The organism is Paracoccus jiaweipingae (genome assembly GCF_044335505.1).
GTDB lineage: Bacteria > Pseudomonadota > Alphaproteobacteria > Rhodobacterales > Rhodobacteraceae > Paracoccus.
Genome location: NZ_JBISBS010000002.1, coordinates 351,853 through 368,991 on the forward strand (window position 1 = coordinate 351,853; position 17,139 = coordinate 368,991).

At 67.2% G+C, this 17,139-nt stretch carries 16 protein-coding genes; 11 read left to right on the forward strand and 5 right to left on the reverse strand.

The window, feature by feature from the left end:
• Positions 1-66: 66 nt before the first annotated feature.
• On the reverse strand, positions 67-780 hold the full coding sequence (locus tag ACFXP9_RS05135) for a ribonuclease T2 family protein (protein WP_397206406.1): 714 nt from the start codon (positions 778-780) through the stop codon (positions 67-69).
• 102 nt (positions 781-882) lie between these two features.
• Between ACFXP9_RS05135 and ACFXP9_RS05140 the strand changes: the two genes are divergently transcribed.
• Both ACFXP9_RS05140 and ACFXP9_RS05145 read left to right on the forward strand, forming a co-directional pair.
• Positions 883-1,587 carry a CDP-alcohol phosphatidyltransferase family protein gene (locus tag ACFXP9_RS05140; RefSeq protein WP_397206408.1) on the forward strand — a complete coding sequence of 235 codons (705 nt, stop codon included), beginning with the start codon at positions 883-885 and terminating at the stop codon, positions 1,585-1,587.
• Positions 1,588-1,652: 65 nt separating this feature from the next.
• A complete protein-coding gene (locus ACFXP9_RS05145) occupies positions 1,653-3,122 on the forward strand; it encodes an ABC transporter substrate-binding protein (protein ID WP_397206410.1) in 1,470 nt (489 codons plus the stop codon).
• Positions 3,123-3,125: 3 nt separating this feature from the next.
• Here the strand turns inward: ACFXP9_RS05145 and ACFXP9_RS05150 are convergent, their stop codons facing one another.
• From ACFXP9_RS05150 to ACFXP9_RS05160, 3 genes are all read right to left on the reverse strand, one after another.
• Positions 3,126-4,091: a transglycosylase SLT domain-containing protein gene (locus tag ACFXP9_RS05150; RefSeq protein WP_397206412.1), complete on the reverse strand. Its 966-nt coding sequence runs from the start codon at positions 4,089-4,091 to the stop codon at positions 3,126-3,128.
• Positions 4,092-4,159: 68 nt separating this feature from the next.
• Positions 4,160-4,711 (reverse strand): ferritin-like domain-containing protein, encoded by a 552-nt coding sequence (locus ACFXP9_RS05155; RefSeq protein WP_397206414.1) that lies wholly within the window; start codon positions 4,709-4,711, stop codon positions 4,160-4,162.
• 161 nt (positions 4,712-4,872) lie between these two features.
• A complete protein-coding gene (locus tag ACFXP9_RS05160) occupies positions 4,873-5,613 on the reverse strand; it encodes a L,D-transpeptidase (protein ID WP_397206416.1) in 741 nt (246 codons plus the stop codon).
• A gap of 292 nt (positions 5,614-5,905) precedes the next feature.
• Between ACFXP9_RS05160 and ACFXP9_RS05165 the strand changes: the two genes are divergently transcribed.
• Positions 5,906-6,169: a GlsB/YeaQ/YmgE family stress response membrane protein gene (locus tag ACFXP9_RS05165; RefSeq protein ID WP_397206418.1), complete on the forward strand. Its 264-nt coding sequence runs from the start codon at positions 5,906-5,908 to the stop codon at positions 6,167-6,169.
• A gap of 74 nt (positions 6,170-6,243) precedes the next feature.
• Here ACFXP9_RS05165 and ACFXP9_RS05170 read toward each other — a convergent pair whose 3' ends face one another.
• Complete coding sequence (locus ACFXP9_RS05170) at positions 6,244-7,380, reverse strand: aminotransferase class V-fold PLP-dependent enzyme (protein ID WP_397206420.1); 1,137 nt, start codon at positions 7,378-7,380, stop codon at positions 6,244-6,246.
• Positions 7,381-7,560: 180 nt separating this feature from the next.
• On the opposite strand from ACFXP9_RS05170, the gene ACFXP9_RS05175 reads away from it, so the two are divergent.
• The 8 genes from ACFXP9_RS05175 to ACFXP9_RS05210 all read left to right on the forward strand — a co-directional run bounded on the left by ACFXP9_RS05175 (position 7,561) and on the right by ACFXP9_RS05210 (position 17,118).
• Positions 7,561-8,250: a type 1 glutamine amidotransferase gene (locus tag ACFXP9_RS05175; protein ID WP_397206422.1), complete on the forward strand. Its 690-nt coding sequence runs from the start codon at positions 7,561-7,563 to the stop codon at positions 8,248-8,250.
• A complete protein-coding gene (locus ACFXP9_RS05180; RefSeq protein WP_397206424.1) occupies positions 8,247-9,605 on the forward strand; it encodes a glutamine synthetase family protein in 1,359 nt (452 codons plus the stop codon). Before ACFXP9_RS05175 ends, ACFXP9_RS05180 begins: the two co-directional genes overlap by 4 nt.
• The gene (locus ACFXP9_RS05185; RefSeq protein ID WP_397206426.1) at positions 9,602-10,909 is read left to right on the forward strand and encodes an NAD(P)/FAD-dependent oxidoreductase; all 1,308 of its coding nucleotides are present in this window, start codon (positions 9,602-9,604) and stop codon (positions 10,907-10,909) included. The genes ACFXP9_RS05180 and ACFXP9_RS05185 overlap by 4 nt, the downstream gene beginning before the upstream one ends.
• Before the next feature lie 65 nt (positions 10,910-10,974).
• Positions 10,975-12,600 (forward strand): MFS transporter, encoded by a 1,626-nt coding sequence (locus ACFXP9_RS05190; RefSeq protein WP_397206428.1) that lies wholly within the window; start codon positions 10,975-10,977, stop codon positions 12,598-12,600.
• A 123-nt stretch (positions 12,601-12,723) separates the two neighbouring features.
• Positions 12,724-13,665, forward strand: coding sequence for an ABC transporter permease (locus ACFXP9_RS05195; protein ID WP_397206430.1), 942 nt, complete (start codon positions 12,724-12,726; stop codon positions 13,663-13,665).
• A complete protein-coding gene (locus ACFXP9_RS05200) occupies positions 13,662-14,474 on the forward strand; it encodes an ABC transporter permease (protein ID WP_397206432.1) in 813 nt (270 codons plus the stop codon). The genes ACFXP9_RS05195 and ACFXP9_RS05200 overlap by 4 nt, the downstream gene beginning before the upstream one ends.
• Positions 14,471-16,132 (forward strand): ABC transporter ATP-binding protein, encoded by a 1,662-nt coding sequence (locus ACFXP9_RS05205; RefSeq protein ID WP_397206434.1) that lies wholly within the window; start codon positions 14,471-14,473, stop codon positions 16,130-16,132. Before ACFXP9_RS05200 ends, ACFXP9_RS05205 begins: the two co-directional genes overlap by 4 nt.
• On the forward strand, positions 16,129-17,118 hold the full coding sequence (locus ACFXP9_RS05210; RefSeq protein ID WP_397206435.1) for a P1 family peptidase: 990 nt from the start codon (positions 16,129-16,131) through the stop codon (positions 17,116-17,118). The genes ACFXP9_RS05205 and ACFXP9_RS05210 overlap by 4 nt, the downstream gene beginning before the upstream one ends.
• Positions 17,119-17,139 lie beyond the last annotated feature (21 nt).

The following is a 17,139-nucleotide window of genomic DNA, read 5'->3' on the forward strand; positions in this document are numbered from 1 at the left end:
CGGATGGGGGCGGCTTCTTCGTTGGGAAAATACCCCGGGGTCCGGGGCAGCGCCCCGGTCCGGCGGTCAGCGGACCTGCTGCATCAGCACCGCAGGCAAGGCACAGTCGCGCCGCGCATCCGGGGCGCAGTCGCGGGGCTGCAAGTCGCGGGTCAGGCAGATGCGCACCTCTTGCAGGTCAGGCCCGTCACAGGTCACGGTAATGCCGTTCCGGGTCAGGGCGGGGTTGGCCTCGATAAAGGCGTCCTCGATCACAGCGGGCGGAATGCGGATATCGCGCGGCAGATCGACGAAAACCGGCGGCAGGACCAGCCCCTGCCACGCCGCCCGCATCGCCGCGTAATAGCCCGGCCCCGACAGGCCGGAACAGCGCCCGTGCTTTTTCCACTGATACCAGGCCAGCCCGCCCGAGCCCATGATATCGGCCATCGCCTGACTGTCCCGCCGCGAGGGGTCGCGTTCCGCCGTGGCACAGTCGCGCGGCCAGCCGCGTTCATATTGCGGCCACAGCCCGTGAAGCACGAAATCGGTTTTGCGCCCGGCGGCGCATTGCGCCGCGCCACGGCCATCGCCGGTATCGCGGCACCATGACGGCGACCATGACAGCGCCAGGACGTAATAATCGAACGCCCCCGCCCGGTCGCGACCCGATGCCGCACCACCCGCCTGCGCCCCACCCCACGCGCCCGCAAACGCAAGCGCCAGCACGACAAGCCCCAGAACCGCACCTGCCCCGGCCACGGCCCGCAGCACCATCCGTTCCAGCCCAATACCCGCCATATCGCCCCCGTTCGCCTGATTTCCCTTGCTTTTAGCCCGGCTTTGCCGCTTTTGCACCTGCCCGACCATTGCACCACCCCCGCTTGAATGAGAAAAGGCCCCATGAATATTCGTGTCAAAGCCCTGTCCGTCCATCTGCTGACCGCCACCGGTGCCGTGCTGTCGATGCTGGCCATGCTGGCCGCGGTCGAGGAACGCTGGTCACTGATGTTTCTGTGGCTGGTCGTGGCGCTGGTCGTGGATGGGGTCGATGGCCCGCTGGCGCGCAAATACGACGTCAAGCAGAACTGGCCCGCCTATGACGGCGTGCTGATGGATCTGATCATCGACTATCTGACCTATGTGTTCATCCCGGCCTATGCGCTGTTCAAATCCGGGCTGTTGCCGGGCTGGACCGGCTGGATCGCGATCATTGCCATCGTCTATGGCAGCGTGGTCTATTTCGCGGATACGCGGATGAAAACCCGCGACAATTCCTTTGCGGGCTTTCCCGCCTGCTGGAATATGGTGGTGCTGGTGCTGTTCGCGGTGCGCCCCGATTTCTGGGTGGTGCTGGCAATCGTGGTGGCGCTGACCATCGCCATGTTCACCAATCTGAAATTCATCCACCCGGTGCGCACCCGGCGCTGGCGGGCGCTGTCGCTGCCGGTGGCGATGGCCTGGGTTGGCTTTGCCGGATGGGCGGCATGGGTCGATTTCCACCCGCAAAGCTGGGCCAATTGGGGGCTGATCGTCACATCGCTTTGGCTGTTGCTGGCCGGCGTGGCACAGCAGGCCCTGCGCAAAACCACTGACCGAAGCGCTTGATGTTGCGCGGCCTTTGCCCAAATATGCCGGGGACTGCATAAATCCTTGGCAAGGGGGGGCGCCAGATGCGCAAATTGCTGACCACCGCCGCGATGCTGGCTGCGCTGGCCGCGCCTGCATGGGCCGCGCGCGATTCGATCACCATCGGCATGGTGCTGGAACCGCCCAATCTGGACCCGACCGCCGGTGCCGCCGCCGCCACGGACGAGGTGGTTTACGCCAATATCTTCGAGGGGCTGACCCGCTTTGCCGCCGATGGCAGCATTGCCCCGGCGCTGGCATCCGGCTGGGACGTGGACGGGGGCGGCAAGGTCTATACCTTCCATCTGCACCCCGACATCCGCTTTCATGACGGCGCCAGTTTCGACGCCTCGGACGTGGTGTTCAGCCTTGACCGGGCGCGGGCCGCGGACAGCACAAACGCCCAGAAAGCCCTGTTCGAGGGCATTGAACGGGTCGAGGCCATCGACCCGCTGACCGTGCGCATCACCCTGTCGGCCCCGGACGGGGCGTTGCCGTTCAAGATGGCCTGGGGCGACGCAGTGATGGTTGACCCCGCCAGCGCCGACACCAACGCCACCCGCCCCATCGGCACCGGGCCGTTCCGCTTTGACGAATGGCGTCAGGGCGACCGGGTGACGCTGACGGCGTTTGACGGCTATTGGGGCCGCAAACCGGCGCTGCGTTCGGCCAGTTTCCGCTTTATCAGCGACCCGACAGCGGCGTTTTCGGCGATCATGGCGGGCGATGTGGATGCGTTTCCGAACTATCCCGCGCCCGAAACCCTGATGCAGCTGAAGGCCGACCCGCGCTTTCAGGTCATCACCGGCACCACCGAGGGCGAGACGATTCTGGCGATGAACAACGCGCGCGCGCCGCTGGATAACCTGAAACTGCGTCAGGCGATTTCCCATGCCATCAACCGCAAGGACATTATCGACGGTGCCATGTTCGGCTATGGCACGCCCATCGGCAGCCATTTCGCGCCCCATCACCCCGACTATATCGACCTGACCGGCCAGTCCGCCTTTGACACGGCGCTGGCGCGCAGGCTGTTGGCGGAATCGGGCGTGGACAAGCCGGTGCTGCGGCTGGCCCTGCCGCCCGCCCCCTATGCCCGCCGCGGCGGCGAGATCGTGGCCGCGCAGCTGCGCGCGGTGGGCATCGACACCCGGATCACCAATATGGAATGGGCGCAATGGTTGGAAACCGTGTTCAGGGGCGGTGATTTCGACCTGACCATCGTCAGCCATACCGAACCGATGGACATAGATATCTATGCCCGACCGGATTATTATTTCCACTATGCCAAGCCGGAATTCGTGGCGCTGATCGACCGGTTGCGGGTGGAAACCAATGCCGCAGTGCGATCTGGCCTGCTGAAACAGGCGCAACAGATGATCGCGGATGATGCCGTCAATGCCTTCCTGTTCCAGCTGGCCAAGACCGGGGTTGCGGATGCGCGGCTGCGCGGGCTGTGGGAAAACGCGCCGACACAGGCCAATGACCTGACCGGGGTGCATTGGGCGGATTAAGCCTCAGTTCTTCAGCACGATGCAGCGCCCGCCAAGCGTTTTCATCTGGTTACAAAACCGGATCGCGGCGGATTTGGAATCATAGCCCACCTGCGCCGTGAACACCCGGCGCGGGTTGCCATTCATCCGCCGCGGCACCAGCGACAGCGGCTTGCCGCGCAGCAGGGGCCGCACCCGGTTGGCCAGCCGCTGCGCCCCGGCCCGCGACGGGTGCGAGGCCACGATCACCCCCCACGGCATGACCTTGGGTTCGCTGCGGAATTCGCGCAGCTCGCGCTTGCCGGCCAGTTCGGTGCAGGCGCTGGCAAAGGGCGCATCGCCCTGCAACCGCAGGTCCAGCTTGTCAGCGCCGGGCGGGTTGTCGCGCCACGCCCAGGCGTTGTGGCCGGTGATGGCCTCGACATAATCCTGGGTTTCATATGGCAGCACCTCGGACCCGCCGATAAAGCGCGCGGCGCGGGCCTCGCCACCGTTATAGGCGACGGCGGCCAGCCCGATATTGCCAAGTCCCCGCGTCAGCGCCGCCAGATACCGGGCCGAGGCCCCGATCGCCTTGGCCGGGTTGAACGGGTCGTCCAGCCCCACCATCCGCGCGGTGCCGGGCATGAATTGCGCAATCCCCTGTGCGCCGACCGGGCTGATGGCGCCGGGTTCGAACAGGCTTTCCTTCCACAGCAGACGGGCCAGAAAATGCGGGTCCAGCCCGTTTTCCGTCGCGTTGCGTTCGATGGCGCGGCAGACATCGGTGACGTAACTGTCCAGCCCGATACACACCGCGCCGTCATCGGTGCAGCGGCGGTCGCTGGTCTGGGTGACAGGCGCCAGCCCCAGCCGCGCGTCGACCACCTCGCGCGCGGGGGCGGCGGTGGTCAGCAGGCCGGACAGCAAACAGGCCGACAGGGCGCGGGTGGCCAGTCTGGGGATCGCCAGCTTGCGGATCATCGGGGTGGGCATCGGGCGGCGGGTCATGGTGGCTCCGGCGGGTTGGGGCTGTTTTATCAGCCGGCGCCCGGCGGGGAAACCTCCATCGGCACCGGTCACATCCGGCCACGCCCCTGCCCGCCGCCGCGTCCCATGCCCTGACCACCGGTCCGGCCACCCTGCGCACAGCGCTGAAAGGCCGGCAGGTGGCGCTGTTCGGAATCGTTGCGCAGCCTGGTCAGCACCGCCGTCGCCTGATCATGGCCGCGCATCACCGGCAGCAATTCACGATCATACAGGCGGATATTGGCGATTTCGGCCGTAACACCGGCCTGACAGGCCGCCGATTCCGAGGCCGGAAACCCCGGCACCGGCTTGCCCGCCAGATAGGGGTTTTCCGGCACCGCCCGCCCCGCCGCGCGCAACAGACCGGCCACCATCGCGGCATGGGTCTGTTCGGCGCGCAGGATATTGGCAAATGGGCGCTGAACGCCATAGCGCTGGATCACCGCCAGATAGGTCGCCTGCGCCAGATATTCATCCTCAAGCGCGCGCAGCAGCGCCTGATGCTGGGCCTCGGTGACGGGTTGGGCCAGCGCGGGCGCGGCCAGCAGCGACAGCGCGGTCAGCGGCGCGGCCAGAAGGCGGGTCAGGGATTTGGGCAGCATGGGTTCCTCCACCATATTCGCAAATCATTATATGACAGCGGCGGGTCCGGGCCAAGCGGCGCAACGCCAATGTGAAGGGGGGTGATGACAAACGCCCCGGCCAGCATGGACCGGGGCGTCAGATGGGCGCGGATGGGCACCGGTCGCGGGCGCCCGCCCGATCAGTTCGCGGCGATGACCTGTTCCTGACCCGCCGGGATCAGGTATCCATCGGGGGTCGACACCAGCGCCCCTTCCAGCGCGCGGCTTTGCGATTCGCTGCGCACCACGACGCGGGTTCCCAGCGGGACCTCTTCGAACAGGTCCATGATGTCCTGGTTGAACAGCCGGATACAGCCAGCCGAGGTCGCCTTGCCGATCGAGGACGGGTCCATGGTGCCATGGATGCGATACATCGTGTCGCGACCGCCCTTATACAGGTACAGCGCGCGCGACCCCAGCGGGTTGTCCAGCCCGCCTTTCAGCCCGCCCTTGACCGGGCCATACAGTTCCGGGTTGTTGCGCACCATATTGGCGGTCGGGGTCCAGCTGGGCCACGCCGCCTTGCGCCGGATCGAGCCGGACCCGGCAAACCCCTTGCCCGCCTTGCCCACCGAGATGCCATAGCGCATCGCCTGACCGCCCGGCAAAACATGATACAGGAACCGCGCATAGGGGTCGACGACGATGGTGCCAGGGCCTTCGGGACCGTTATAGCTGACGCGCTGGCGGGCATTGCGTTCATTCAGATAGGCGGGGTTGACGGTGGGAATATCGACCGCCTCGCCATTGGGTCCGGTATCGACCCGCTTCTGATACACCGCAGGCACGGCGGCCGGGGCGGGGGACTGGGGCGCCGGGGCGGGCGCACAGGCCGTCAGCCCAAGGGCGGCGGCCAGCAGCAGGGGGGCAGCAAAACGCATGATCATTCATCCTCGGTACATCCGCAGGCACTGGCAGGCACCTTGCGGGACAAAAGCAGCATCAAGCCTGCGGACCCAAGGGCAAGGAACCGCAGGACTGACATATCCCCTTCACAAACGCCGTGGACAGGCTTGCGTCAAGCCCGCTGCGCGCCCGAAAAAGCCTTTCGCCCCCGCACCTGTTGCCAAAAGGCAAACAACGCGAACGTCATGGAACCGCGAGGTTTTCGTGATCGTTATGGGAATCAGACCACAGGCATGTTGCCACGGTGGCGGTTAACGAGGTTCCATCATGATAAGCGTTACTTCCCTTATTATCACCCTGATCATCGGCGCGGTTGCCGGCTGGCTGGCCGGCCAGATCGTGCGCGGCCACGGCCAGGGCGTGCTGATGAATATCGTCATCGGCATTCTGGGTGCGGTCATCGCCGGGGTGCTGTTCCCGGCCATGGGTCTGGTGATCGGCGGCGCCGGTTCTGTGCTTGGCGCGATCATCTATGCCACGCTGGGGGCGGTGATCCTGCTGCTGATCGTGCGGCTGGTCAGCCGCGCCTGATCCGCGCAGACCCGCACCCGACAGAACGCCGCAGCGCATTGCCGCCGCGGCGTTTTTCGTTCCACCCCGCGCGGTCAGGCGGGTGCCAGCACCGCGTCCAGAACCGGGCGCAGCCGGTCCAGCGTGGCCCCAGGATCGGCCAGCTTGTCCAGACCGAACAGGCCAAGCCGGAAGGTGCTGAACCCATCGGGTTCGCCCACACGCAGCGGCACCCCGGCGGCGATCTGCATCCCCTGCCGGGCAAAGGCCGCGCCGGACCGGATATCGGCATCGTCGGTATAGCTGACCACAACCCCCGGCGCGGCAAAGCCATCCGCCGCGACCGAACGCACGCCCCTGTCCGCCAGCAGCGCCCGCACCGCATCGCCCAACTGCCATTGCGCAGCTTTGGCGCGGTCAAACCCGAAATCGCGGGTCTGGACCATGGCATCGCGCAGCCCGACCAGCGCGTCGGTCGGCATGGTGGCGTGATAGGCGTGGCCGCCATCCTCGTAAGCGGCCATGATCGCGCGCCATTTCTTCAAATCCAGCGCGAAGCTGTCGCTTGTCGTGGCCTCCAGCCGGTCCAGCGCGCGGGCCGACAGCATCACCATCCCCGCAGATGGCGCGGCCGACCACCCCTTTTGCGGCGCCGAGATCAGCACATCAACCCCGCTGTCGCGCATATCCACCCACACCGCGCCCGAGGCGATGCAGTCCAGCACCATCAGCGCACCCACCTGATGCGCGGCATCCGCCATCGCGGCGATGTAATCATCAGGCAGGATCAGCCCGGCGGCGGTTTCGACATGCGGCGCAAAAACCACATCGGGGCGGGTCTCGTGGATCTTGGCGACCACCTCGGTAATCGGGGGCGGGGCATAGGCGGGCTGGGGCGCATTGCCCTGTGGACGCGCCATCACAACGGTGGTGTCACGGGCAAAGCCGCCGGCCTCGAAGATCTGCGACCAGCGGAAACTGAACCAGCCATTGCGCAGGATCAGCGCATGGGCATCGCGCCCGAACTGGCGGGCGACGGCCTCCATCGCATAGCTGCCGCCACCGGGCACCAGCGCCACCGCATCGGCGCCGTAAACCTGCCGCAGCATCCCCGAGATGTCGCGCATCACGGTCTGGAATTTCTGCGACATATGGTTCAGCGAACGGTCGGTGAAGACGACGGAAAATTCGCTCAGTCCGTCGGGGTCGATATGGGGGTGCAGGCCGGGCATGGGGTCCTCTGTGGTCAGTTGCGCGACCGGCAGGTTAGCCCGCCCGCCCGAAAACACCAGCCCCCAACCGACCGCGCCCTGATGCGCCCCCCGGACGCGCGCGCCCGACCAGACGCGCGACCCCTTGCCGCGCCCCCCGCCGCGGCATAGCCTGCCCCTATGTCACAACACGAGGCCCCGATGCGGATCGGAATCCTGAAATGCGGCCAATCGCCCGAGATGATGCGCGACGCGATGGGCGATTACGACGATATGTTCACCCGCCTGCTGGCCGGTCGCGGGTTCAGCTTTGACCGTTATCACGTCGAGGCGATGGACTTTCCCGCCGATGTGCATGATGCCGATGGCTGGCTGATCACCGGATCGCGGCACGGTGTCTATGAAGACCACCCTTTCATTCCGCCGCTTCAGGATTTCATCCGCCGCGCCTATGACGCCGGGGTGCCGATGGTGGGGATCTGCTTTGGCCACCAGATCATCGCGCAGGCCCTTGGCGGCACGGTCATCAAGCATCCCGGCGGATGGGCGGTCGGCACGCAGGATTACGATTTCGGCGGTCAGCATATCCGCATGAACGCCTGGCATCAGGATCAGGTCCACACCCGCCCCGCTGATGCCCGCATTTGCGGCAGCAACGGGTTTTGCGAAAACGCCGCGCTGGTTTACGGCGACCGCGCCTTTACCGTGCAGGCCCACCCGGAATTCGACGATGCCTTCATTGCCGGGCTGATCGAACACCGCGCCAGGGGAAATGTGCCGCAGGACCTGCTGGACACCGCGACCGCACGCATGGGGGCGGGCAATGAATCACAGGCCGTAGCCGACATGATCGAACGCTTTTTCAAACAACCCCGCACAGGTGCCGCATGACCCCCGACTGGCTGAGCAAGGCCCCGCAGGCCGCCCGCGATTACGTCGAGGGGGTGCGGCTGGACGAGGTCGAATGCATCGTGGCCGACATCGCCGGCGTGGCGCGTGGAAAGGCGATGCCGGCGTCGAAATTCGCCCGGCAGGAACGGTTTTACCTGCCCAACTCGATTTTCCTGCAAACCATTACCGGCGAATGGGCCGATAACCCCTCGGGCGCGTTTACCGAACCCGACATGATCCTGACCCCGGATTTTTCCACCGCCACCGCCGCGCCATGGACCGCCGATTACACGGTGCAGGTCATCCACGACGTCATGGACCAGCAGGGCAACCCGGTGCCCATCGCGCCGCGCAATGTCCTCAAACGCGTGGTCGGTCTGTATCAGGCGCGCGGCTGGCGCCCCATCGTCGCCCCGGAGATGGAGTTTTTTCTGGTCGCCCGCAATATCGACCCCAACCAGCCGATCGAGCCGCCAATGGGCCGCACCGGCCGCCGCGCGGCGGCCAAACAGGCCTATTCCATGTCGGCGGTGGATGAATACGGCAAGGTCATCGACGATATTTACGACTTTGCCGAGGCGCAGGGTTTCGAGATCGACGGCATCCTGCAAGAGGGCGGCGCCGGTCAGGTGGAAATCAACCTCAACCACGGCGACCCGGTGCATCTGGCGGACCAGATCTTTTACTTCAAGCGCCTGATCCGCGAGGCCGCCCTGCGCCATGACTGTTTCGCCACCTTCATGGCCAAACCGATCGAGGGCGAGCCGGGCAGCGCCATGCATGTTCACCACTCGGTCGTGGATCTGGAAAGCGGGCAGAATATCTTTTCCGATGACCGGGGCGGCGAAACCCACGCCTTCCTGCATTTCATCGGCGGGATGCAGCGCCACCTGCCCGCCGCTGTCGCCTTTCTGGCGCCTTATGTGAACAGCTATCGTCGCTATGTCCCGGATTTCGCCGCGCCGATCAACCTTGAATGGGGGCGCGACAACCGCACCACCGGCCTCAGGGTGCCGATTTCCGGTCCCGATGCGCGGCGGGTGGAAAACCGGCTGGCGGGGATGGATTGCAACCCCTATCTGGGGCTGGCGGCGTCGCTGGCCTGCGGCTATCTGGGCCTGACCGAGGCCGAACCGCCCCGCGCCGAATGCCTTGGCGATGCGTATATGTCAGCGGATGAGCTTCCCTATAACCTTGGTGACGCGCTGGACCTGATGGCCGAAAGCGACCCCATGCGTCAGGTGATGGGCAGCGATTTCATGGATGTCTATGAATCGGTCAAGCGCAACGAATACAAGGAATTTCTGCAAGTCATCAGCCCATGGGAACGCGAACATCTGTTGCTGAACGTATGAACCTGCTGTTTGCCAATGACCGCCGCGGCGCCTATCCGCCGGGCTGGTATGCCGAGACCCGCGACACCGCGCCCGACACGCTGGCCCTGCGCGGCGAGGTCCGCGCCGATGTCGTCGTCATCGGCGGCGGCTATACCGGGCTGTCGGCGGCGCTGCATCTGGCGCGGGCCGGCGTGGATGTCGCCCTGATCGAGGCGCATCGCATCGGCTTTGGCGCCTCGGGGCGCAATGGCGGTCAGGTCGGTTCCGGCCAGCGGCTGGAGGTCGACGAACTGGCCCGGATGGTCGGCCCCGAACGCAGCCGCGCGCTGTGGGATATGGCGCAGGATGCCAAGGCGCTGGTCCGCGATCTGGCCGCGCAATCGGGCGTGCCCTTCCACCCCGGCATTGCCCATGCCTTCCTGAAACCGGCAGAACTGGACCACGCCCGCCGCATGGCCGACCTGCTGGCGCGCGATTACGGCTATGACCAGATGGTGCCGCATGACGCGGACAGCTTTCGCCAGATCGTGCCGTCACCGCTGTATTGCGGCGGCGAGGTCGACCACGGCGCCGGCCACCTGCACCCGCTGAACCTTGCGCTGGGGATGGGCCGTCTGGCCGCGCAGGCGGGCGCAAGGCTGTATGAAAACGCGTGGGTGCATCACATCAGCCACGCCCACAGCGCCACGGAAAAAACCGTGGTGCAGACCGAACAGGCCCGCGTGACCTGTGATCATGTGCTGCTGGCGGCGAATGGTTATCTGGGGCAACTGAACGGCCATGTCGCGGCGCGGGTGATGCCGATCAACAATTTCATCGCGGTGACGGAACCACTGGGTCCGCGCGCCGCGCTGGTGCTGCGCGACAATATTGCCGTTCACGACACCCGCTTTGTGGTCAATTACTGGCGCATGGATGGCGACCGGCTGATCTTTGGCGGCGGCGAAAACGTCAGCTATCGTTTCCCGCGCGACATCGCCGCCAAGGTGCGCAAGCCGCTGGAACAGGTCTATCCGGCGCTGAAAGGCGTGCGCCTGACCCATGCCTGGGGCGGCACGCTGGCCATCACCATGAACCGCCTGCCCTGCTTTGCCCGGCCCGCGCCGAACTGCCTGTCGGCCAGCGGCTTTTCCGGCCATGGCGTTGCGCTGGCAACGCTGGCGGGGCGGCAGATGGCGCAGGCGGTTCTGGGACAGGCCGACGGGTTCGACACCATGGCGGCACTGCCCTCGGCTGCGTTTCCGGGCGGGCAAAGCCTGCGCTGGCCGCTGCTGGTGGCGGGGATGGGCTGGTATGCGCTGCGCGACCGGCTGGGGGTCTGAGCGCCGCCTTGCGCAGGCCGGGCCACGGGCCTAACCTGACCGCGCACCACCCCGTCGAGGCCCCCTTGCCCAATCGCCCCTCGCCCCTTGTTCCACTGCGCCATGCCGAATTCCGGCTGCTGTGGTCGGCCACGCTGATGTCCAATTTCGGCGCCATGGTTCAGGCGGTCGGCGCGGCATGGCTGATGACCCAGCTGACCAGCTCGGCCACGCTGATCGCGCTGGTGCAGGCGTCGAACACACTGCCGGTGATGGTGTTCGCGCTGGTCTCGGGTGCGCTGGCCGATATTTTCGACCGCCGCAAGCTGATGCTGATCGCGCAGGGCGGCATGGCGGTGGTGTCCGTCGCGCTGGCACTGGCGGCATGGGCCGGGGTGCTGACGCCATGGGCGCTGTTGGGGTTCACCTTTCTGATCGGTCTGGGACAGGCGCTGCATAACCCGCCATGGCAGGCCAGTATGCGCGATCTGGTGCCGCGCGGCGACCTGCCTGCGGCGGTGACGCTGAATGCGGTGGGTTTCAACATGATGCGCAGCGTCGGTCCGGCGGCGGGCGGCATCATCACCGCCGCCTTTGGCGCGGCGGCGGCCTTTGCGGTCAATGCCGCCAGCTATATCCCGCTGCTGGCGGCGCTGACCCGCTGGCGCCCGCATCCCGACCCCGCCCCCACCAAGCCCGAGCCATTCGTCCCCGCCCTGTCCGCCGGGCTGCGCTATGTCGCGCTGTCGCCCAACCTGATGCGGGTGCTGGCGCGCGGGGCGCTGTTCGGCTTTGCCTCGATCGCGATCCTGTCGCTGCTGCCGCTGGTGGCGAAATCCCACCCCGAGGGCGGGTCGCTGTTCTTCGGCATCCTGATGGGCTGTTACGGGATCGGCGCGATTATCGGCGCGGCGCTGAACCCGCCGCTGCGCGACCGATTCAGCAATGAAACCGTGGTGCAGCTGGCCTTTGTGGGCTTTGCGCTGGCCACGCTGCTGCTGGCCTTTACCAATTCGATGTGGCTGCACGCGCTGGCAATCCTGCCTGCCGGCACCAGCTGGGTGCTGGCGCTGTCGCTGTTCAACGTCACCGTGCAACTGTCCACCCCGCGCTGGGTCGTCGCCCGCGCGCTGGCGCTGTATCAGACGGCGGTGTTCGGCGGCATGGCGGCGGGGTCATGGGCCTGGGGCAGCGTCGCCAGCAGCCATGGCTGGCACAACGCGCTGGCGGCGGCGGCGGCGCTGCTGCTGACGGGCGCGTTCATCGGCATCTGGTTCCGCGCCCCGGAATTCGGCACGCTGGATCTGGACCCCGCCAACCGCTTTCGCGAACCGCCGCTGCAACTGGACCTGCGCGGCCGGTCCGGCCCGATCTTTATCATGGTCGATTACGTCATCGACAAACAGGACGTGCCCCGGTTTCTGGACCTGATGCGCCAGCGCCGCCAGATCCGCCGCCGCGACGGGGCACGCAACTGGGCGCTGCTGCGCGATCTGGAACAGCCGGAATTATGGTCGGAATCCTATCACATCGCGACATGGGACGAATATGTGCGCCACAACCTGCGCCGCACCAAATCGGACAGCGGGGTTACACAGGCGCTGAACGCCCTGCATCGCGGCGCGGGCGACCCGCATGTGCACCGCATGATCGAACGCCACAACGTCACCGCACAGGACGACGTGCCGCTGGTCGGACGGCTGCAAGTGTGACCCCTGCGCGGCCCGCCCGGCCTTCTTCGTTGCCCAAATACCCCTGCACCCCCCATCCGCGCGCAGGGCGGCACAGGCATTGCGCCCTTTACCCGCTGCCGCCCGCGGTTTAGCGTCCGCGCCATGCTGCATTACGCCACCCGCCGCCTTGTTTCGCTGTGCCTCAGCCTTGCCGTGGCCTCGGCCCTGATCTTTTCGGTGGTCGAGCTGGTCCCCGGCGACCCGGCCAGTTTCATGCTGGGAACCGGGGCGCAGCCCGATACGCTGGCGGCGCTGCGCGAACAGATGGGGCTGGATCAGCCCCTGCCGCTGCGATACCTGCAATGGGCCGGGGCGGTGCTGACCGGCGATTTCGGCACCAGCTTTACCTATAAATCCGACATCGCGACGATGATCACCCAACGGATGCAGGTCTCGCTGCCGCTGGCGCTGATGGCGCTGGCGCTGGCGGCGCTGATCGCCTTTCCGGTGGGCATGTTCGCCGCCACCCATCGCGGGCGGGCCGGGGACCGGGGGGTGATGGGGCTGGCCCAGATCGGCATCGCGCTGCCGAATTTCTGGTTCGCGATGCTGCTGGTGCTGGTCTTTGCGGTGCGGCTGCACTGGCTGCCCGCGGGCGGCTTTCCGGGCTGGTCACAACCGCTGGCCGCGCTGCGGGCGCTGATCCTGCCGGCCATCGCGCTGGCGCTGCCACAGGCGGCGATCCTGTCGCGGGTGCTGCGCTCGGCGCTGGTCGACACGCTGGATCAGGACTATATCCGCACTGCCCGCGCCAAGGGGCTGTCGCGCGGTCAGGCGCTGCGGCGGCACGCGCTGCGCAATGCGCTGATCCCGGTGCTGACCATCATGGGGCTGCAATTTTCCTTTCTGCTGGCCGGGGCGATCATCATCGAAAACGTGTTTTACCTGCCCGGACTGGGACGTCTGATCTTTCAGGCCATCACCCAGCGCGACCTGATCGTGGTGCAATCGGCGGTGCTGGTGCTGGTGGCGGCGGTGATCCTTGTCACCTTCCTGACCGACCTGCTGTATGCGCTGGTCGACCCAAGGCTGCGCGCGAAATGAGGTGGCCAACGGTTCTTGGCGCCGCGCTGGCGGGGCTTGCGGTTCTGGCGGCGCTGGTGTCGCTGGTCTGGACGCCCCATGACACCGCCGCGCTGGACATTGCCGCGCGGCTGCAAGCGCCCTCGGGCGGGCATTGGCTGGGAACCGACCAGCTGGGGCGCGACCTGCTGTCGATGGTGATGGAAGGGGCGCGGGTCTCGATCGCGGTGGCGCTGGTGGCGGTGGGCATCGGCATGGGCATCGGCGTGCCGCTGGGGCTGTTGGCGGCGGCCAGCCACGGCGGCTGGCTGGACGAGGCAATCATGCGCGGCAATGACCTGATCTTTGCCTTCCCCTCGCTGGTGATCGCGATCCTGATCACCGCCGTATTCGGCCCCTCGGCCACCAATGCCATCATTGCCATCGGCATTTTCAACATCCCGGTTTTCGCCCGTGTCACCCGTGGCGGGGCGCTGCCGGTCTGGGTGCTGGATTACATCCGCGCGGCGCGGGTGGCAGGCAAGGGCCGCGCCCGCATCAGCGTCGAACATGTCCTGCCCAATATCGCCAACCTGCTGATCGTGCAGGGCACCATCCAGTTCAGCCTTGGCATTCTGGCCGAGGCCGGGCTGTCCTATGTCGGGCTTGGCGCGCAGCCGCCGACCCCAAGCTGGGGCCGGATGCTGGCCGAGGCGCAGACCTTTGTCACCCTTGCCCCGCATGTCGCCATCGTGCCGGGGCTGTGCATCACCCTGACCGTGCTGGGGCTGAACCTGTTGGGCGACAGCCTGCGCGACGCGCTGGACCCCCGGCTTGAGGTGCTGCCATGACCGCGCCGCTGCTGTCCATGCGCGACCTGTCGGTGCGCATCGCTGACCGCGCGATCCTGCGCGATGTCGGGCTGGACCTGCATCGCGGCCAGATCACCGGGCTGGTCGGGGAAAGCGGCTCGGGCAAGTCGATGACCGCGCTGGCGGTGATGGGGCTTTTGCCCCATCGCGCCCGCGCCGCCGGGCAGGTGATCTTCGAGGGGGGCGATCTGTTATCCCTGCCCGAGGACGCCATGAACCGCGTCCGGGGCCGCCGCATCGCGATGATCTTTCAGGAACCGATGAGCGCGCTGAACCCGCTGATGAGCATTGGCGATCAGGTGGCCGAAACCCTGATCCTGCATCACGGCATGGATCGCGGCACGGCGCTGATCCGGGCGCGGGAAAAGCTGGACCGAGTCGGCCTGACCGCGCCGCGCTTTGCGCTGGGGCTGTTTCCGCATGAATTGTCGGGCGGCCAGCGCCAGCGCGTTGCCATCGCCATGGCCATTGCCGGGCATCCCGATGTGCTGATCGCGGACGAACCCACCACCGCGCTGGACGTGACCACGCAGGCCGGGGTGCTGGCGCTGCTGCGCGATCTGGTGCGCGATGGCGATATGGCGCTGTTGCTGATCACCCATGACCTTGGCGTCGTGGCCGGGGTCGCGGACCGGGTGGCGGTGATGAAGGATGGCGCCATCGTCGAACAGGGCGCGACCGAGCCGCTGTTTCGCACCCAGTCCCACCCCTATACCCGCCAGCTGTTTCAGGCCGCCCGCCATGTGCCCCCGGTGGCCAGCGCCCGCCCCGACGACACCCCGATCCTGCGGGTGAAGGGCGCGGTGCGGGAATATCTGATGCCGCGCCCGACCCTGCTGGCGCCACATCCGGTGCTGCGGGCGGTGGATGGGGTCAGTTTCGACATTGCCGATGGTGAAAGCGTCGGTCTGGTCGGGGAATCGGGCTGCGGGAAATCGACGCTGATGCGCGCGATCCTGGGGCTGGACCCGTTGCAGGCCGGGCGGATCGAGCTGGACGGCCAGCCCGTGCATCCCGCCATGCCGCCTGAACAGCGCGCCAAGGTTCAGGTGGTGTTTCAGGACCCGTTCGGCAGTTTCGACCCCCGCTGGCGGGTCGAGCGCCTGCTGGCCGAGCCGTTCCACCTGACCGGCCGCCCCGCAGACTGGCGCGACCGCGTGGCCGCCGCGCTGGCCGAGGTCGGGATCGAGCCGGGCCATATGCGCCGCTATATCCACCAGTTTTCGGGTGGCCAGCGCCAGCGCATCGCCATTGCCCGCGCGCTGATCATCCGCCCGCGCCTGATCGTGCTGGACGAACCGGTCAGCGCGCTGGACGTGCGGGTGCGCGCGCAGGTGCTGGACCTGCTGGCGCGGCTGCGCGACGAACATGCGCTGGCCTATCTGTTTATCAGCCATGACCTGTCGGTGGTGCGCGCGGTGACCGACCGTGTGCTGGTGATGCGCAAGGGCCGGATCGTCGAGGGCGGCCCCACCGAACGCGTCATGGCCGCGCCGGCGGCGGATTACACCCGCAGCCTGTTGGCGGCGACGCCGCGCATCCCTGATGGCTGGGTGCCGGGGGCGGGCGCGGACCGGGGCGCTGCCCCGGACCCCGAGGTATTTCAGACAGAAGCGAGGGGGGATGGCAGGCGATGAGACCGGGACCGCGCAACCTGATCACCGATATTGCGGGGCTGTCCGTCGGCAATGCGGCCGATCCGGCATTAAAATCGGGTGTCACCGTTCTGGTGGGCGATGCGCCCCTGACCTGTGGCGTTCACGTCATGGGCGGCGCCCCCGGCACGCGCGAGACCGATCTGCTGGCCCCGGACAAGACCGTGGCCGGGGTTGATGCGCTGGTTTTATCGGGCGGCAGCGCCTTTGGGCTGGAGGCCTGTTCCGGGGTGGTCGACGGTCTGCACCGTCGCGGGCGGGGCTTTGCCGTGGGCGCGGCGCGGGTGCCGATCGTGCCCGGTGCCATCGTCTTTGACCTGCTGAATGGCGGCGACAAGGAATGGGCGGCAAACCCCTATCGCGACCTTGGCGCGCGGGCGCTGGATGCCGCAGGCGCGGATTTCGCCATTGGCAGCGCCGGGGCGGGATGCGGGGCGATGACCGGGTCGCTGAAGGGCGGTCTGGGGTCGGCCAGCGCGGTAATGGATTGCGGCATCACCGTGGGCGCCGTGGTGGTGGTCAATGCGCTGGGGCGGGCCTGTGACCGCAACGGCCATTTCCACGCCGCCCCGTTCGAGATGGGTGCCGAATTTGGCGGTCTGGGGCCGTCGCCAGAATCGCTGGCCGGGTGGGAACCACTGCCCGAAAAGCCCGTCGGCGCGGCCACGACCATTGCCATCGTTGCCACCGATGCGCGGCTGGACAAGGCGCAGGCGACGCGAATGGCGGTGGCGGCCCATGATGGCATGGCGCGGGCGCTGATCCCGTCGCACAGCCCGATGGATGGCGATCTGGTCTTTGCCGCCGCAACCGGGGCGGTTGCCGCCGATCCGCTGGCGCTTTTCCGGCTGGGGCATGTGGCGGCCTGTGTGCTGGCACGCGCCATCGCGCGGGCGGTTCATGCCGCGCAACCGGCGCCCGGCGATCTGCAACCCTGCTGGCAACAGTTTTACGGCCCGCGCATATGAAAGGGGCGACGCCGCGCGCCG